The organism is Variovorax sp. CCNWLW235, from assembly GCF_037204085.1.
Lineage (GTDB): Bacteria > Pseudomonadota > Gammaproteobacteria > Burkholderiales > Burkholderiaceae_C > Variovorax.
On sequence record NZ_JBBCBW010000002.1, the window covers coordinates 221099 to 236396 of the forward strand.

Annotated in this window: 17 protein-coding genes; 9 read left to right on the plus strand and 8 right to left on the minus strand. The window is 65.9% G+C overall.

Annotated features, from left to right (window positions below):
* Nucleotides 1–108 precede the first annotated feature (108 nt).
* The 3 genes from V9L21_RS03535 to murJ form a co-directional block, all read right to left on the minus strand.
* Nucleotides 109–537, minus strand: a complete 429-nt coding sequence (locus V9L21_RS03535; protein WP_337309204.1) for a bleomycin resistance protein — start codon at nucleotides 535–537, stop codon at nucleotides 109–111.
* Complete coding sequence (locus V9L21_RS03540) at nucleotides 537–1388, minus strand: SirB1 family protein (RefSeq protein WP_157612858.1); 852 nt, start codon at nucleotides 1386–1388, stop codon at nucleotides 537–539. The genes V9L21_RS03535 and V9L21_RS03540 overlap by 1 nt, the downstream gene beginning before the upstream one ends.
* A 141-nt stretch (nucleotides 1389–1529) precedes the next feature.
* Nucleotides 1530–3083 (minus strand): murein biosynthesis integral membrane protein MurJ, encoded by a 1554-nt coding sequence (murJ, locus tag V9L21_RS03545; protein ID WP_337309206.1) that lies wholly within the window; start codon nucleotides 3081–3083, stop codon nucleotides 1530–1532.
* Between the two features lie 106 nt (nucleotides 3084–3189).
* On the opposite strand from murJ, the gene rpsT reads away from it, so the two are divergent.
* Nucleotides 3190–3504, plus strand: a complete 315-nt coding sequence (gene rpsT, locus V9L21_RS03550) for a 30S ribosomal protein S20 (protein ID WP_007831346.1) — start codon at nucleotides 3190–3192, stop codon at nucleotides 3502–3504.
* A gap of 128 nt (nucleotides 3505–3632) precedes the next feature.
* Here the strand turns inward: rpsT and V9L21_RS03555 are convergent, their stop codons facing one another.
* A complete protein-coding gene (locus tag V9L21_RS03555) occupies nucleotides 3633–3962 on the minus strand; it encodes a DUF3579 domain-containing protein (RefSeq protein ID WP_337309208.1) in 330 nt (109 codons plus the stop codon).
* A 160-nt stretch (nucleotides 3963–4122) separates the two neighbouring features.
* Here V9L21_RS03555 and V9L21_RS03560 point away from each other — a divergent pair, with 160 nt between their 5' ends.
* The 8 genes from V9L21_RS03560 to V9L21_RS03595 all read left to right on the plus strand — a co-directional run bounded on the left by V9L21_RS03560 (nucleotide 4123) and on the right by V9L21_RS03595 (nucleotide 11306).
* Nucleotides 4123–5331 (plus strand): aspartate aminotransferase family protein, encoded by a 1209-nt coding sequence (locus V9L21_RS03560; protein WP_337309210.1) that lies wholly within the window; start codon nucleotides 4123–4125, stop codon nucleotides 5329–5331.
* Complete coding sequence (gene argF / locus V9L21_RS03565) at nucleotides 5328–6263, plus strand: ornithine carbamoyltransferase (RefSeq protein WP_126749237.1); 936 nt, start codon at nucleotides 5328–5330, stop codon at nucleotides 6261–6263. The genes V9L21_RS03560 and argF overlap by 4 nt, the downstream gene beginning before the upstream one ends.
* Before the next feature lie 21 nt (nucleotides 6264–6284).
* Nucleotides 6285–6593 (plus strand): YkgJ family cysteine cluster protein, encoded by a 309-nt coding sequence (locus V9L21_RS03570; RefSeq protein ID WP_337309213.1) that lies wholly within the window; start codon nucleotides 6285–6287, stop codon nucleotides 6591–6593.
* A 74-nt stretch (nucleotides 6594–6667) separates the two neighbouring features.
* Nucleotides 6668–7321: an arylformamidase gene (kynB, locus tag V9L21_RS03575; RefSeq protein WP_337309215.1), complete on the plus strand. Its 654-nt coding sequence runs from the start codon at nucleotides 6668–6670 to the stop codon at nucleotides 7319–7321.
* Between the two features lie 11 nt (nucleotides 7322–7332).
* Nucleotides 7333–8619 (plus strand): kynureninase, encoded by a 1287-nt coding sequence (gene kynU, locus V9L21_RS03580; RefSeq protein ID WP_337309217.1) that lies wholly within the window; start codon nucleotides 7333–7335, stop codon nucleotides 8617–8619.
* A 15-nt stretch (nucleotides 8620–8634) separates the two neighbouring features.
* Nucleotides 8635–9120, plus strand: coding sequence for a hypothetical protein (locus V9L21_RS03585; RefSeq protein WP_337309219.1), 486 nt, complete (start codon nucleotides 8635–8637; stop codon nucleotides 9118–9120).
* 16 nt (nucleotides 9121–9136) lie between these two features.
* Nucleotides 9137–9973 carry a tryptophan 2,3-dioxygenase gene (kynA, locus tag V9L21_RS03590; RefSeq protein ID WP_337309221.1) on the plus strand — a complete coding sequence of 279 codons (837 nt, stop codon included), beginning with the start codon at nucleotides 9137–9139 and terminating at the stop codon, nucleotides 9971–9973.
* Between the two features lie 82 nt (nucleotides 9974–10055).
* Nucleotides 10056–11306, plus strand: coding sequence for an SMI1/KNR4 family protein (locus V9L21_RS03595; protein ID WP_337309223.1), 1251 nt, complete (start codon nucleotides 10056–10058; stop codon nucleotides 11304–11306).
* A 22-nt stretch (nucleotides 11307–11328) separates the two neighbouring features.
* Here the strand turns inward: V9L21_RS03595 and V9L21_RS03600 are convergent, their stop codons facing one another.
* Genes V9L21_RS03600 through V9L21_RS03615 form a run of 4 tightly spaced genes read right to left on the minus strand, consistent with a single transcriptional unit; the run spans nucleotide 11329 to nucleotide 15029 of the window.
* On the minus strand, nucleotides 11329–12513 hold the full coding sequence (locus V9L21_RS03600) for an FAD-dependent monooxygenase (protein WP_337309224.1): 1185 nt from the start codon (nucleotides 12511–12513) through the stop codon (nucleotides 11329–11331).
* 6 nt (nucleotides 12514–12519) lie between these two features.
* A complete protein-coding gene (locus V9L21_RS03605) occupies nucleotides 12520–12807 on the minus strand; it encodes a DUF6587 family protein (protein WP_126749245.1) in 288 nt (95 codons plus the stop codon).
* Between the two features lie 28 nt (nucleotides 12808–12835).
* Nucleotides 12836–14731 carry a ferrous iron transporter B gene (feoB, locus tag V9L21_RS03610; protein ID WP_337309227.1) on the minus strand — a complete coding sequence of 632 codons (1896 nt, stop codon included), beginning with the start codon at nucleotides 14729–14731 and terminating at the stop codon, nucleotides 12836–12838.
* Nucleotides 14724–15029 (minus strand): FeoA family protein, encoded by a 306-nt coding sequence (locus V9L21_RS03615; RefSeq protein ID WP_337309230.1) that lies wholly within the window; start codon nucleotides 15027–15029, stop codon nucleotides 14724–14726. Before V9L21_RS03615 ends, feoB begins: the two co-directional genes overlap by 8 nt.
* Nucleotides 15030–15298 lie beyond the last annotated feature (269 nt).

The following is a 15298-nucleotide window of genomic DNA, read 5'->3' on the forward strand; positions in this document are numbered from 1 at the left end:
TGAAGCCGGAGGCACTGAAAACTGCGCGCTCCTGTTCACACGTCGGACGAGCGGAAGCCGGATCGACACGTTGGCGCCGGTCCATTTGTAAATTTATGTATCAGAAACTCAGGGCAAATAGCCGCAGAAGCGCAGGATATGTCCGTCGGGCTCGCGGATCGCGAATTCGCGCAGGCCCCAGGGCTGCGACGCGGGCGGCTCGACCACGGTAACGCCGCGCTTCACATAGGCGGCGTGCAGGCCGTCGATGTCCTTGCCCACGTGGATCACGATTTCGCCGCGCCAGGGTGCGGCCCCGCGCGTGTTGCATTGCCACAGGCGCAGGTAGACCGGATCGCCATAGGTGCGGTCGCCCTTCTTCACCCGGGCATAGCTGGGCGGCTCGCCGGCGATGAAATCGAGTTCGAAACCCAGGATGTCCCGGAACCAGCGCGCGGCGCGCGTGACGTCGGACACCGGCAGAACCGGCTGCACGCCGTGAAATTCATGAAGCGTGCCGAGATCGGAGGCGTCGGCAACGCCGCTCCTGGCGCTCATCAGTTGGCCGCTCGGCGCAAGGCGGCCACCCGCTCCGCAATGACGTCGACGTCCAGCGCGTCTTCCGCGTGCTCCAGGTAGGTTTCCAGGTCCCGCACCGCGGCCGCGGTGTTGCCCTGCTCAGCATGCGCAATGCCGCGGTCACGGTATTCGCCCCAGGCGGTGGGCAGCAGCGCAATCAAGCGGTCTTGCACGGCGATGGCGCGCTGCCAGTCTTCCTGGGCGCGGTGCACTTCCTTCAGGTTGCGCAGCATGCGGCCGATGATTTCGCGCGAGCTGGCGGGCTGGAGGTAAAGGCCCAGCGGCACGTCGAAATCGCCGACCAGCCCGTTGCTGCGCTTGTACGGCTCGAGCCGCTCGCCGAGCTCTTCGCGCGAGAGCGACTTGCCGGTGAAGGGATCGATGACCACCTGCCCCTTCGGCAGCGTGACCTTGAGCATGAAGTGCCCCGGAAAACCGATGCCGCGCGCCTGCAGGCCCAGGCCCTGCGCCAGCTCCATCCACAGCACCGCCAGCGAAATGGGAATGCCGCGGCGCGTGCGCAGGACGGCGTTGAGGTAGCTGTTGTCCGGGTCGTAGTAGTCGTTGACGTTGCCGCCGAAGTTCAGGTCATTGAAGAAGAACTGGTTGAGCGCGCGCAGGCGGGCGAGCGGCGCGGCGTCGGCGGGCAGCCGGCGCTTGAGGCGGGCCAGCAGTTGGTCGACGTCGCCGAGCACCTGCTGCACGTCGAGGTCGGGGTATTCGTCCTGTGCAAGGCTGGCGGCAGCCTCGAGCAGCGGAAAGTGGTCGTCGCTTTGCACCAGCGATTCGAAATACGCCAATGCTGTGGGAACCTGAAAGCTGAACGTCATGTGTCTTTGTAGAGGAGCATTCGGGGAGCGTCAAGGCGGTGTTTTCAGCTTGCGCAATACGAAAACGCCGCGGCCGAGAGAGCCGATGGCGACTTTGTCCGGCCCTGCTGTCGGCCTTTTTCCGGCCGTTTTACCGGTGCCTTAACGGCGCATGAAACTGCGCAGCCGCACGCCCACGGCGGCCAGCACTGCAAAGTACAGCAGCCCCGCCCCCGCGATCAGCGCAGCCAGCAGCCCGATGCGGTGCAAGCGCTGGGCCCGCAGGCCAATCCAGTCGAAGTAATACGAGCCCCAGGCCAGCAAGGCGGCCAGCACCAGCGTGCCCGCCGCCACCTGCAGGATGAACTTGCCCCAGCCCGGCTCGGGCTTGTAGCTGCCGCGCCGGATCAAGCCCACCAGCAGCCAGATGGCATTGACCACCGCGCCGATGCCGATGGTGAGCGTGAGCGCGGCATGCTGCAGCACCGGCACCAGAAAGACGTTGAGCAACTGGGTCAGCACCAGCACCGACACCGCAATGACCACCGGCGTGCGCATGTCGTATTTGGCGTAGTAGCCCGGCGCTAGCACCTTGATGGCGACGATGCCGACCAGCCCGACGCCGTAGCCCATCAATGCGAGCGTGGTGCGCTTCACGTCTTCGGCGCCATACGCGCCGTTGTGAAAAAGCACCGCAACCAGCGGCTGCGAGAACAGCAGGAGCGCAATGGCGCAGGGAGCCGAGAGCAGCACCACCAGCCGCAGGCCCCAGTCGAGCAGCGCTGAATAGCGCTCGTCGTCCTTGGCTGCGCGCGCGCCGGCCAACTGCGGCATCAGCACCACGCCGAGCGCGACGCCCAGCATGGCGGTCGGAAATTCCATCAGGCGATCGGCATTGACCACCCAGGTGACGCTGCCCGTGGCAAGGTGCGATGCAATCTGCGTATTGATGAGCAGCGAAACCTGCGCCACGCTCACGCCCAGCAAGGCCGGGAGCATGAGCTTCAGCACCTTGCGCGTGGTCGGGTCGGCCCAGGCGGCGCGCAAGGCGCCAAAGGTTGCGCCGATGCGCGGCATGAGGCCCAGCGCGCGCAGCGCGGGCACCTGCAGCGCCAGTTGCAGCACGCCGCCGACCAGCACGCCTGCGCACTGCGCGTAGATCGGCTCGATGCCGTAGCGCCTGAACAGCGGCGCGCCGACCGTAATGGCAAGAATCAATGAAAGATTGAGCAGCACCGGCGAGGCGGCCGGCACCGCGAACTTGCGCCACGTGTTCAGCACCCCGCCCGCCAGCGCCACGAGCGACATGAAGCCGATGTAGGGAAACATCCAGCGCGTCATGACCACGGCCGCGTCGAAGCCCTCCAGCCCGCTGGCCATGGCCCAGACCAGCCAGGGCGCGCCGACCACGCCGGCCACGCACACGATCACCAGCGCCCAGGTCAGGAGGGTGGCCACGTGGTCGATCAGCGCCTTGGCGCCTTCTTCTCCGGCCTCGGTCTTGTGCCCGGCCAGCACCGGCACGAAAGCCTGGCTGAAGGCGCCTTCGCCAAAAACCCGCCGGAACAGATTGGGAATGCGGAAGGCGACGTTGAAGGCGTCGGTCAGGGCGCTGACGCCGAACACCGAGGCAAAAAGCACGTCGCGCACAAGGCCCGTGATCCGCGATGCGAGCGTCAGAAGGGAAACGGTGGAGGCGGATTTGAGCAGTGACACGGGGCGAGTGTAGGGCCCGGCAAGCCCCCGATTCGGCGAAAAACCCAACCCGGCCTATAATGGAGGGCTTTGCTGCATCATCCTCAGACACCTAAGGAACTAAATCATGGCATCCGCCAAGCCCAAGAAAAAGAACCCGCGCCTCGCCTCCGGCCGTAAGCGCGTCCGCCAGGACACCAAACTCAACGCTGCGAACACCTCGCTGCGCTCCAAATACCGCACCGCCGTGAAGAATGTCGAAAAGGCCGTTCTGGCCGGCGACAAGACCAAGGCAAGCGAACTCTTCGCGAAGGCCCAGAGCATCGTCGACACCGTCGCCGACAAGGGCATCTTCCACAAGAACAAGGCAGCTCGCGACAAGAGCCGCCTGTCGGCGAAGGTCAAGGCCCTCGCCCTCGCGCCTGAAAAGGCAGCCGCCTGACACCTGTCAGGCAAGCCCGGATCGGAATTCTCCGGTCCGCCGTTTGATCGGGGTGCGCTGCAGCAAAGTGTAAAAACCGCCTTCGGGCGGTTTTTTCATGGGCGATCGCTTTTGAGTCAGCCCAGGGTTCAGGTCTTGGGCGTTGCGCCCGGCGCGTCGGGAACCAGGCAGGCCTCGGCCACCTGCAAGTCGTTGTCCCGCGCAAAATTGACGCAGAAGTCCCAAGCCATGGGCTCGGCATCGCGCAGGGCCCGGTTCACAACCACGCACTTCACGCCGTTGATGGTGGTGGGAACGCACCAGGGCGAATAGCTCAGGTGGCTTCCGGGATAGGCGCCCCCCGGACGAAAAGAGCACATCACGCCGGCCAGCCGCTCGGCCCAGTCGCTCGGGCGAAAAGTCCGGCCATCATGGGTGATGCCCTGGATGAAGATTTCTTTGGCAGTGGGGGAAATCATCGTTGAATGAGGCGCCCGGAAGCAGGTGCTGCGGTGCAGCAAGAGATTCTATCCGCGGCACTTTGCGGCTCGGCCCGAGGGCATTGCTGTAATGCGGAATCCTCAATGAAGCTGTCGAACTGGACGCCTAGAATCCGCGGTTCCCTATCTGGAGAACCGAATGAGCGCTACCGCCCAGCCCACCTCGCCCCACGTCATGAACACCTACGGTCGCCTGCCGATCGCGCTGTCGCACGGCCAGGGCTGCCGAGTCTGGGACACCACGGGCAAGGCCTATCTCGACGGCCTCGGCGGCATCGCCGTGAACACGCTGGGCCACAACCACCCCGAGCTGGTGCCGGCGCTGCAGGACCAGATCAGCAAGCTGATCCACAGCTCCAACTACTACCACGTGCCCGGCCAGGAACAGCTGGCCACCAAGCTGACCGAGCTTTCGGGGCTGACCAATGCCTTTTTCTGCTGCACGGGCCTGGAAGCCAATGAAGCTGCTCTGAAGCTCGCGCGCAAGTTCGGCCACGACAAGGGCATCGAGCGGCCCGAAATCGTGGTGTACGAGGCCGCGTTCCACGGCCGCAGCATCGCCACCCTCTCGGCCACGGGCAACCCCAAGGTGCAGGCCGGTTTCGGCCCGCTGGTCGAGGGCTTCATCCGCGTGCCGCTGAACGACATCGAGGCGCTCAAGAAGGCCACCGAAGGCAACCCCAACGTGGTGGCCGTGTTCTTCGAAACCATCCAAGGCGAAGGCGGCATCAACCCGATGCGCGTGGATTACCTGAAGCAGGTTCGCGCCCTGTGCGACGAGCGCGACTGGCTCATGATGATCGACGAAGTGCAATGCGGCATGGGCCGCACCGGCAAATGGTTTGCGCACCAGTGGGCCGGCATCAAGCCTGACGTGATGCCGCTGGCCAAGGGCCTGGGCTCGGGCGTGCCGATCGGCGCCGTGGTGGCCGGCCCCAAGGCCGCCAACATCTTCGGCCCGGGCAACCACGGCACCACCTTCGGCGGCAATCCGCTCGCAATGCGTGCCGGCATCGAGACCATCCGCATCATGGAAGAGCACAAGCTGCTCGAGAACGCCGCCGCCGTGGGCGAACACTTGAAGGCCGCGCTGGAGCGCGAAATCGGCGGCCTCGCCGGCGTGAAGGAAATCCGCGGCCAGGGCCTGATGCTGGGCATCGAGCTCGACCGGCCCTGCGGCGTCATCTTGAACCGCGCCTGCGATGCCGGCCTGCTGCTGAGCGTGACGGCCGACAAGGTAATCCGCCTCGTGCCGCCGCTCATCCTGAGCATTGCCGAGGCCGACGAAATCGTCGCCATCCTCGCGCCCATCGTCAAAACATTCCTGTCGGAGCCAGCAGCGCAATGACGACCGCCACCACGCCGAACGCCATCCGCCACTACCTGCAGTTCTCGGACCTCACGGCCGACGAGTACGCCTATCTTTTCGATCGCATGGCGATCATCAAGAAGAAGTTCAAGACCTACGAAAAGCACCAGCCGCTAACCGACCGCACGCTGGCGATGATTTTCGAAAAGGCCAGCACGCGCACCCGCGTGAGCTTCGAGGCGGGCATGTACCAGCTCGGCGGCAGCGTGGTGCACCTGACCACCGGCGACAGCCAGCTCGGCCGCGCCGAGCCCATCGAGGACAGCGCCAAGGTCATCAGCCGCATGGTCGACATCGTGATGATCCGCACCTACGAGCAGACCAAGATCGACACCTTTGCCGCGCATTCGCGCGTGCCGGTAATCAACGGCCTGACCAACGAGTTTCATCCCTGCCAGATCCTGGCGGACATCTTCACCTACATCGAGCATCGCGGTTCGATCCAGGGGAAGACCATCGCCTGGGTGGGCGACGGCAACAACATGGCCAACACCTGGCTGCAGGCGGCCGAGATCCTGGGCTTTACCGTGCACGTGAGCACGCCCAGCGGCTATGAAGTCGACCAGTCGATCGCCGGCATCCGCTCGGGCGACAGCTACAAGGTCTTCAAGGACCCGATGGAAGCCTGCCGCGGCGCCGACCTCGTCACCACCGACGTCTGGACCAGCATGGGCTACGAATCGGAGAACGAGGCGCGCCGCAAGGCCTTTGCCGACTGGTGCGTCGATGAAGACATGATGCGCATCGCCCAGCCCGACGCCCTCTTCATGCACTGCCTGCCCGCCCACCGCGGCGAGGAAGTGCAGGCCGAGGTCATCGACGGCCCGCAGTCGGTGGTGTGGGACGAGGCCGAGAACCGACTGCACGCCCAGAAGGCGCTGATGGAGTTTTTGCTCCTGGGCAGGCTCTGAAGAAAACCTGAAGGCGGCGGCGTGTCCCATTGCCAGCAATGCGGTGCCTGCTGCGCCAGCTACCGCGTCGACTTCAGTGTGCACGAGCTCGACGACAACGGCGGCAGGGTGCCCTCGGGCCTTGCAGTCGAGGTGACCGACGCCCTTTGCCGCATGCGCGGCACCGACCACACGCCGATGCGCTGCGCGGCGCTCACCGGAAAGATCGGCCAGTCGGTGGCCTGCGGCATCTACGAGTGGCGGCCCAATCCGTGCCACGAACTGCAGGCCGGCAGCGACGCGTGCGAGCGCGCACGCGCCAAGCACGGGCTGCCCGCACTGCCCTACTGAACCGATCATCTGGTCACGTCGTGTGTTGGAAATAACCGACACCACGACCCCGCTCCCGGCGCTAACTTTGCGCCATGCGTTCTTTGCAACCTCAACCCCGCATCTGGGACATCTCGCCGCCCGTGCATGAAGGCACGCCGGTGTTCCCCGGCGACACGCCCTACCAGCAGCGCTGGGCCGCGACTATTTCGCCCGAGTGCCCGGTGAACGTCAGCGAAATCAAGCTTTCGCCGCACGTGGGTGCGCATGCGGATGCGCCCCTGCATTACGACCCCGAAGGCCAGACCATCGGCCACGTCGATCTCACGCCCTTCCTCGGCCCTTGCCGCGTGATCCACGCGATTGCCAAGGGCCCGCTGATCGAGTGGGAGCACATTGCGCATGCGATCGCGAGCGACCTGCCGCCCCGCGTGCTGGTGCGCACCTATGCCGCCATGCCCGTGGCCCAGTGGGATCCGCAGCTCGCGGCCTATGCGCCCGCCACGGTCGAGCGCCTTGCGGCCATGGGCGTCAAGCTCATCGGCATCGACACAGCCAGCATCGACCCGGCCGACAGCAAGACGCTGGAGAGCCACCAGCGCATTCGCCGCCTCAACTTGCGCGTACTCGAAAACCTGGTGCTCGACGATGTACCTGAGGGCGACTACGAACTCATCGCGCTGCCGCTCAAGCTGGTCAGCGCCGACGCATCTCCCGTTCGCGCCGTGCTGCGCGACCTTCCACGCTGAAACCCCGCCCAATGACGACCCTTGAAGACTGCCGCGCGCTCGACGCGCAAGACCCGCTGCGCTCGCTGCGCGACCAATTCACCCTGCCGCCGGGCGTGATCTACCTCGATGGCAACTCGCTCGGCGTGCTGCCCAAGGCCGCGCCGGCACGCATTGCCGAAGTGGTCGCCGAGGAATGGGGCCAGGGCCTGATCCGCTCGTGGAACACGGCCAGCTGGTTCGACCTGCCGCAGCGTCTCGGCGACAAGGTGGCCCGGCTGATCGGCGCCGCACCGGGTGAAGTGGTGTGCACCGACAGCACCTCGGTCAATCTCTACAAGGTGCTTTTCGCGGCGCTCTCGCAGCAAAAGGACAGCGGCCGCAAACTGGTGGTCAGCGAGCGCAGCAACTTTCCGACCGACCTCTACATTGCCGAATCCCTGTGCCGCGAGCGTGGGTTCACGCTCAAGCTGATCGACGCGGACGAGCTGCAAGGCCCCGGCTCGGTGCTGACCGACGAAGTGGCCGTGCTGATGCTTACGCACGTGAACTACCGCACCGGCGCCATGCACGACATGAAAGCCATCACGGCCGCCGCGCATGCAGCCGGCGCGCTCACGGTGTGGGACCTCGCGCACAGCGCGGGCGCAGTGCCGGTTGCGCTGAACGAAAGCAATGCCGACTACGCCATTGGCTGCGGCTACAAGTACTTGAACGGCGGCCCTGGTGCGCCGGCGTTCGTGTGGGTTCATACCCGGCACGCGGGCAAGTTCGAGCAGCCTCTGTCGGGCTGGTGGGGCCATGCGGCGCCTTTCGAATTCACGCCGCACTACCGCCCTGCGCCGGGTGTGGGCCGCTACCTCTGCGGCACGCAGCCGATCATCGCGCTGGCGGGGCTCGAATGCGGGCTCGACACCGTGCTTGCGGCCGAGGCGTTCGACGGCGGCAAGGGCGGGCTGGCAGCCCTTCGTGCCAAGTCGCTCGCGCTCACCGACCTTTTCATCACACTGGTCGAAGAGCGCTGTGCAGGACAAGGCCTTTCGCTCGTCACGCCCCGCGAACATGCGCGCCGCGGCTCGCAGGTGTGCCTGAGCCGCAGCGAAGGCGCCTACGCCATCGTGCAAGCGCTGATTGCGCGCGGCGTGATCGGCGACTACCGCGCCGGCGATTCGCAAATGCCGGACATCCTGCGCTTCGGCTTCACGCCGCTCTATCTCGGCTTCGAGGATGTGTGGAATTCCGTCGAGCACCTGGTGCAGGTGCTGGAGGCTGGCGAGTGGCAGCGCGAAGAATTCAACCGCAAGAACGCAGTGACCTGAGCAGTACACATACCCATGAAACACACACTGATCGCCATCTTCACCTCGCTTCTGACGTTGGCCGCACCGGCCTTTGCGCAGCAGCCGAGCTATACGTTGGACCAGCTCAAGGCCTTCGTCGCCCTCACGCCGGATGCGTTCCGCCAACAGGTCAAGGCCCAAGGTTTTTCCTACGCCGACAAGACCGTGACCCCCGAGGTCAGCATGATCGAATACGACAAGGTGGTCGACGACCAGACGATCCGCTTCATGAAGTCCACTTACGCGGAAAGCCGCGCCGGCGAGAACAACATTCAGCTGTCGCTGACCGACAAGGCGGCCTTCGAGAGACTGGTGAAGGAAGTGCGTGCAGCAGGCTATGCGCCGGCTGAAAAGGGCCGCATTCCGGGCGGCGAGACCTACCAGGAATTCAAGCGCAAGAACGATGTCGTGCGCTTCGTCTATCCCGCAAAAGATTCGGTACCGGGCCGTCCTTCCTACACCGCCGTCGTCTGGCGATGACCGGCCGGCAAGCATCATGAGCACCGAAAAAATCGTCCACGAAGAAAAGGCGCAGCTGGATTTCAGCGCATCGATGAGCTACGGCGACTACCTGCATCTCGACCAGATCCTCAATGCGCAGCATCCGCTTTCACCAGCGCACGACGAAATGCTTTTCATCGTGCAGCACCAGACCAGCGAGCTCTGGATGAAGCTCATGCTGCATGAGCTGCGCGCCGCCACCACCTGCATTGCGCAAGAAAAGCTGGCCGACGCCTTCAAGATGCTGGCCCGCGTGAGCCGCATCATGGAACAGTTGGTGAGCGCATGGACCGTGCTCTCGACCATGACGCCGCCCGAATACACGGCCATGCGGCCCTACCTGGCCAACTCGAGCGGCTTTCAAAGCGCGCAATACCGTTGCATCGAGTTTGCGCTGGGCAACAAGAACGCCGCCATGCTCAAGCCGCATGCGCACCGGCCCGATCTGCTGGCGCAGGTCGACGAAGCCTACCGGTCGCCTTCGCTTTATGACGAATCGCTGAAGCTGCTGGCGCGCCGCGGCCTGCCGGTGCCCGCCGATCATCTGGAGCGCGATTGGACGCAACCCTATGAAGTCAGCGACGGTGTCGAGGCCGCGTGGCTCACGGTGTACAGAAACCCGCACGACCATTGGGACCTCTACCAACTCGGCGAAAAGCTTACCGACCTCGAAGACGCTTTCCGGCTCTGGCGCTTTCGCCATGTGACCACGGTCGAACGCGTGATCGGCTTCAAGCGCGGCACCGGTGGCACGGGCGGCGTGAGCTACCTGCGCAAGATGCTCGACGTGGTGCTGTTCCCCGAGATCTGGAAGCTGCGCACCGACCTTTGATGCAGCCGCATGCGCGGCACGCCACGCAAGTGCTTGCTCCATTTGCACAAAGCGCTACATTGGCAACAACGGAGGCGCTGCAATGAAAGATGTCCAGTTCTCGCTCGAAGAGCTTGCTACCCTGCGCGAACATGGCGTGGTCCTGTTCGCGGACCGCGTGATCTTCGACGCGCAGCCGCCGATGCCCGAGCAGCAGATCGCGGCCGTCCAGGCCCTGTGCGCAGGCCCGATTCCCGAGCCGCTACTCGAACTGTGGCGGCAAGCGGCGGGCGGCCGGCTCGACTATGACCTGTCGCTGCCGATGAACGGCAACATCGAATCCGTCAGTTGGTCGGAGCTGTTCTGGAACGGCAGCGACGGTTATCGCGATCTGCAGGGCTGGATCGAGCATGAGCAGGAGCTGGCCGAAGAGGCTGCCGAAGCAGAGGGCCGCGACTGGAGCGGCAAGCTCACGCACCTGCCCTTCGGTGGCTTCGAGTATCTGGACCGGGTTTATGCGGTGGTCGAACCCGGCCCCGAACACGGCCACATCACCGCATGGAAGCACGGGCTGCCGCCGGCCTGGACGCATGCGCTGCATGAAGACGGCGTGAGCACCATCGCGCCCGATCTGTATAGCGCCTTTGGGGCACTGCATCTCGATGAAGACCCGCTGGCACCCACCGGTGACTATTTTTCCGGCCAGGCCCTCCTCCAGTATCTGGATGACCGGCATCAGGACCATGACCTGGACCTCGACCTGATGGACAAGCTGGTGAGCTTTTATTGCCGCGCCGTGATCGACTGGCGCACACCGCTGGCCAACGGAACGCTGCGCAGGCTGCCGGCCACTGCGCGCGCGGCGCTGCACCACGCCATTGCCAGCGACGATGCAGACCTGGTGGCCGAGCTCGCCGCCGCTGGCGTCAGTTTCGAGGGCCCGCAGCAGGGAAGTGCGCTGGCCACGGACGTCGCGATAGGCAAAGGTGCCTTTGCCGCAGCCATGGCGCTGGTCCGCGCGGGCGCTCCCGTGGCACGCGACGCCTTGCGCAACATCGACGGTCAGATTTCACCCGAGCTCACGCATGCGCTGCTCGCGAACGGAGCCGAGCCGAACGTGGCGGCCATCGTCAAATGCGCGGCCTGCGGCGCGCCCGCAAGCGCACACCTGATCGCCGATGCATGCGCGCAGGCCGGCATCGACGTGGCGCCCGCTTTCGCTGCCGAGCGCGATGCGATGCTGGCCGAACTCGAAGCCACGCTGCTCGAGGTGCGCGACGGTTCTCACGGCCACTATCTCGGCCCCGAGGGGTTGGCCGAACGGATCGAGCACCTGCAGACATTCAGGCTCTGAGAGCCCGGGGCGCGGCAGCCTCTCAGCCTCCGTACAGCCAGGGCTGGTCCAGCAGCCGCGCGCCCAGCGTGCGCAAAGCAAGGTCGCGGCCCAGGCGCATGGGGCCGGTGGCATGAAAGACTTGCCCGTTGCGCCGCGCCCTGGCCTGCACCGTGGCATTGCGCTGCCAGCGAGCCTCGGCATAGCGGGCAAAGGCCGCCGGCACGTCGGCCGCCCCACCGTCGCCGAGCGCTTCGGCCAGCGCCGCAGCGTCTTCGATGGCCATGCCCGCGCCCTGCGCGAGGTAAGGCACCATCGGATGCGCGGCATCGCCCACCAACGCAATGCGCTCGTGGGCCATGTCCGCCGCAGAGGCCAGCGGCGCACGGTCGCAAAGGGTCCAGGCGCGCCAGCTGGGCATCGCTTCGAGCAAGGCTTGCAGGGCGCGGCCGCTGCGGCCGGTGGCCTGCTGCAGTGCCACAAGGCTGCTAGCCTGGTCCCAATCGCGCGCATCGCCTGCCGGGGCCGACTCTGCAATCACCACCACGTTGAGCCAATCGCCGCCGCGCACCGGGTAGGCCACCACATGCAGGCGCGGACCGAGCCATACATCGATGCGGCGGCGGCGCAGCGCCTGCGGCAGTTCAGCCTGGGCGACCAGGCCGCGCCAGGCCGTGTGGCCCGTGATGCGGGGCGGCTCGGCGGCCGAGGGAGATTCGAGCCGCTGGCGCACCACGCTCCAGAGACCGTCGGCGCCAACCAGCGCCTCACCTTCCCAGGCGCGCGCGCCGCTGCTCGATACGCAGACGAGATCGTCGCTCATCTCGACCTGCGCGATGCGGGCATCGGTCACCAGGGTGCCCGCGCCCTGTGCCAGAACGGCGTCGAGCAGCAATGAATGCAGGTCGGCGCGGTGTACGCAAAGGTAGGGGGCACCATAGCGCTGGCGCATGGCATCGCCGAGCTGCAGGCGGGCCAGTTCGGCGCCGCTGCCGGCGCTCTGCACCACCAGGGCCTCCGGACGCGCGGCTATGGCATCCAGGCTCTGGTCCAAGCCCAGCTGCCGGAGGCGCCGCGTGACGTTGGGCCCGATCTGGATGCCGGCGCCGATTTCGGCAAATGCAGCCGCTTGTTCGAAGACATCGACGCGATGGCCGCCGCGGGACAGCGCCAGCGCGGTAGCGAGCCCCCCGATGCCGCCGCCGGCGACGAGGATGTGTGTGGGCATCGGCCTTCAGCGGCTGTGCGTGGACAGCGAGCCGCGGCCGGCTTCTTCGGCGTCTTTCCTGTCGGTGGCCTTGGGGCCGCAACTGCCGCAGCTGTCGCAAGAGCCGCAGCCCGAAGTCTTGGCGAGCGAAGCCGCCAGCTGGTCGGCACGCTCCTGATCGACAAGGCCCGCACGGTGCGTGCCGGCCGCGAGTTTGCGGGCGGCGCTGCGCCGCCAGCCCGCGGGCATCCAGCGCCACACCGCGTAGAACGCGGCGGCGGCGACGATCAATCCGACGATCAGTTGCTGTGCCATATCTTCTCTAGACCTTTCACTGCAGGTTTTAACCTGCCCCGAGCGCCACTGCAACGCGGTAGGTAATGAAGCAGGCCGCGTAGGCGAGCGCGAAGAGATAGCCCGCCATGATCCACACATAGCGCCACGAACCGGTCTCGCGCTTCACGGCCGCCAGAGTCGAGATGCACTGCGGCGCAAACACGTACCAGACCAGCAACGACAGCGCCGTCGCGAGCGACCAACTCCCTGCAATCAGCGGCTCGAGCTGGCCCGCCACGTCGTCGCCGCTGGCCGAGAGCGCATACACCGTGCCCAGCGCGCCCACCGCCACCTCGCGCGCCGCCATGCCCGGCACCAGCGCAATGGATATCTGCCAGTTGAAGCCGATGGGCGCAAAGATGTGCTCCAGCCCACGCCCGATCATGCCGGCCAGGCTGTACTGGATGGCGGGCCCTGTGGCGCCTTCGGGCGGCGAAGGAAAGGTCGACAGGAACCACAAGAGGATGGTGAGCGTGAGGATGATCGTGCCCACGCGCTGGATGAAGATCCATGCCCGCTCGTAGAGGCCCAGCGCCAGGTTGCGCAGGTTGGGCCAGCGATAGGCAGGCAGTTCCATCATCAGCGGCGATTGCTGCTTGTTGTCGCGGAAGCGCTTCATCACCCAGGCCACCGCCATGGCCGAGACGATGCCGAACACATACAGCGCAAAAAGCACCACGCCCTGCAGGTTGAACACGCCGCCCACGGTGCGCGCCGGAATGAAGGCCGCAATCAGCAGCGCATAGACCGGCAGGCGCGCCGAACAGGTCATGAGCGGCGCAATCATGATGGTGGTGATGCGGTCGCGCCAGTTGCTGATGGTGCGCGTCGCCATCACGCCCGGAATGGCGCAGGCAAAGCTCGAAAGCAGCGGAATGAACGAGCGGCCCGAAAGCCCCACGGTGCCCATCACCCGGTCGAGCAGGAACGCGGCACGCGGCAGGTAGCCCGAATCTTCCAGCGCCAGGATGAACAGGAACAGGATCAGGATCTGCGGCAGGAACACCACCACGCCGCCCACGCCGGCAATGACGCCGTCGACCAGCAGGCTTTGCAGCATGCCTTCGGGCATGCGGGTCTTCAGCAGCTCGCCAAGGCCCTCGGTCGCGGCCTTGATCGCGTCCATTGGCACATTGGCCCAGCTGAACACGGCCTGGAACATCAGGAACATGGTGACCGCGAGCACCAGCATGCCCCACACGGGATGCATCACCACGCGGTCGATGCGGTCGCTGGTGGCCAGGCTTCCCACCGGCTCGCGCACGGCAATGCCGAGAATGCGGCGCACTTCGCGCTGCGTGGCAAGCACGTCGTCCAGCCCCGGTGCCTGCCAGGGCTGCGGCGCGGCGGCGGCCACGGGCGCATCCAGGGCTTCGAGCAGGCCCTGCGCGCCGCCGGAATGCACGCCGACGGTTTCGATGACCGGTACGCCCAGTTCGCGCGAAAGCACGGCCGTGTCGATGGCAATGCCCTGCTTCTTCGCCATGTCGGTCATGTTGAGAGCCACCACCATCGGCAAGCCAAGGCGCTTGGCCTCGAGCACCAGCCGCAGGTTGAGCCGCAGGTTGGTGGCGTCGGTCACGCACACCAGCAGGTCGGGCAAGGGCTCGCTGCTCTTGCCGGTGACCACGTCGCGCGTCACGGCCTCATCGGCGCTGAGCGCGTTCAGGCTGTAGGCGCCGGGCAAATCGAGCACGAACACGCGGCGACCCGATGCGGTGCGAAGCGTGCCCTCTTTGCGCTCGACGGTGACGCCGGCGTAGTTGGCAACCTTTTGGCGGCTGCCGGTGAGCAGGTTGAAGAGCGCTGTCTTGCCGCAGTTCGGATTGCCGAGCAGTGCGACGCGTCCGGGCTGTGCGGTGGCTGCGAGGCGCCCCGGCCCCTGGATGACCGCCTCAACCATGGTTTGCGCCCCCCGGCACGCCCGGTGCCACATGGATCAACGCGGCCTCGTGGCGGCGCAACGCAAAAGTGGTGTGGCCCAGCCGCACGGCCAGAGGCTCGCGTCCGGGGAGGCCGCTGGCGACGATGCGCACCGCCTCGCCGGGCACGAAGCCGATTTCGGTCAGGCGCAGTGCCAATTCTTGCCCTTCGGCATCGGCCGACCGCGCGACATCCAATACCGTCGCCCACTGATGGCTGGGCAGTTCGTCCAGGCGTAAAGAAACAGGCGCAGCGGCCACGGGAAGAGGGATCGTCATGCGGGTTGGGACTCGTTCATCTCAGCAATGAGAACTATTATCATTGAAACGGACTCACCCCTAGCCTCGGTGGGCCATCACTGCCTACCCGATGTCAGCCAATCGCGCCTAGGCGACATGTGGGACTAAAAGCCGCCCATTCGTGCACTCCTGCACGGCTCTGAGCTGCGCTGGGCCGCCCCATCTACCTAAGATCGGCGGACATAAAAAAGACTTCAGGGAGTCGCAGTGTTTAACCAAACGCAAGCTATTGCGTGGGGCGCCCGTGT

Bases quoted from the DNA above. Each gene is read 5' to 3' on its own strand.
- V9L21_RS03585 (WP_337309219.1), top strand. From the start codon at position 8,635: ATGAAACACACACTGATCGCCATCTTCACCTCGCTTCTGACGTTGGCC.
- V9L21_RS03540 (WP_157612858.1), bottom strand. From the start codon at position 1,388: ATGACGTTCAGCTTTCAGGTTCCCACAGCATTGGCGTATTTCGAATCG.
- V9L21_RS03555 (WP_337309208.1), bottom strand. From the start codon at position 3,962: ATGATTTCCCCCACTGCCAAAGAAATCTTCATCCAGGGCATCACCCAT.
- kynB (WP_337309215.1), top strand. From the start codon at position 6,668: ATGCGTTCTTTGCAACCTCAACCCCGCATCTGGGACATCTCGCCGCCC.
- V9L21_RS03615 (WP_337309230.1), bottom strand. From the start codon at position 15,029: ATGACGATCCCTCTTCCCGTGGCCGCTGCGCCTGTTTCTTTACGCCTG.
- rpsT (WP_007831346.1), top strand. From the start codon at position 3,190: ATGGCATCCGCCAAGCCCAAGAAAAAGAACCCGCGCCTCGCCTCCGGC.
- argF (WP_126749237.1), top strand. From the start codon at position 5,328: ATGACGACCGCCACCACGCCGAACGCCATCCGCCACTACCTGCAGTTC.
- V9L21_RS03595 (WP_337309223.1), top strand. From the start codon at position 10,056: ATGAAAGATGTCCAGTTCTCGCTCGAAGAGCTTGCTACCCTGCGCGAA.
- kynU (WP_337309217.1), top strand. From the start codon at position 7,333: ATGACGACCCTTGAAGACTGCCGCGCGCTCGACGCGCAAGACCCGCTG.
- feoB (WP_337309227.1), bottom strand. From the start codon at position 14,731: ATGGTTGAGGCGGTCATCCAGGGGCCGGGGCGCCTCGCAGCCACCGCA.
- V9L21_RS03535 (WP_337309204.1), bottom strand. From the start codon at position 537: ATGAGCGCCAGGAGCGGCGTTGCCGACGCCTCCGATCTCGGCACGCTT.
- V9L21_RS03560 (WP_337309210.1), top strand. From the start codon at position 4,123: ATGAGCGCTACCGCCCAGCCCACCTCGCCCCACGTCATGAACACCTAC.
- V9L21_RS03605 (WP_126749245.1), bottom strand. From the start codon at position 12,807: ATGGCACAGCAACTGATCGTCGGATTGATCGTCGCCGCCGCCGCGTTC.
- kynA (WP_337309221.1), top strand. From the start codon at position 9,137: ATGAGCACCGAAAAAATCGTCCACGAAGAAAAGGCGCAGCTGGATTTC.
- V9L21_RS03600 (WP_337309224.1), bottom strand. From the start codon at position 12,513: ATGCCCACACACATCCTCGTCGCCGGCGGCGGCATCGGGGGGCTCGCT.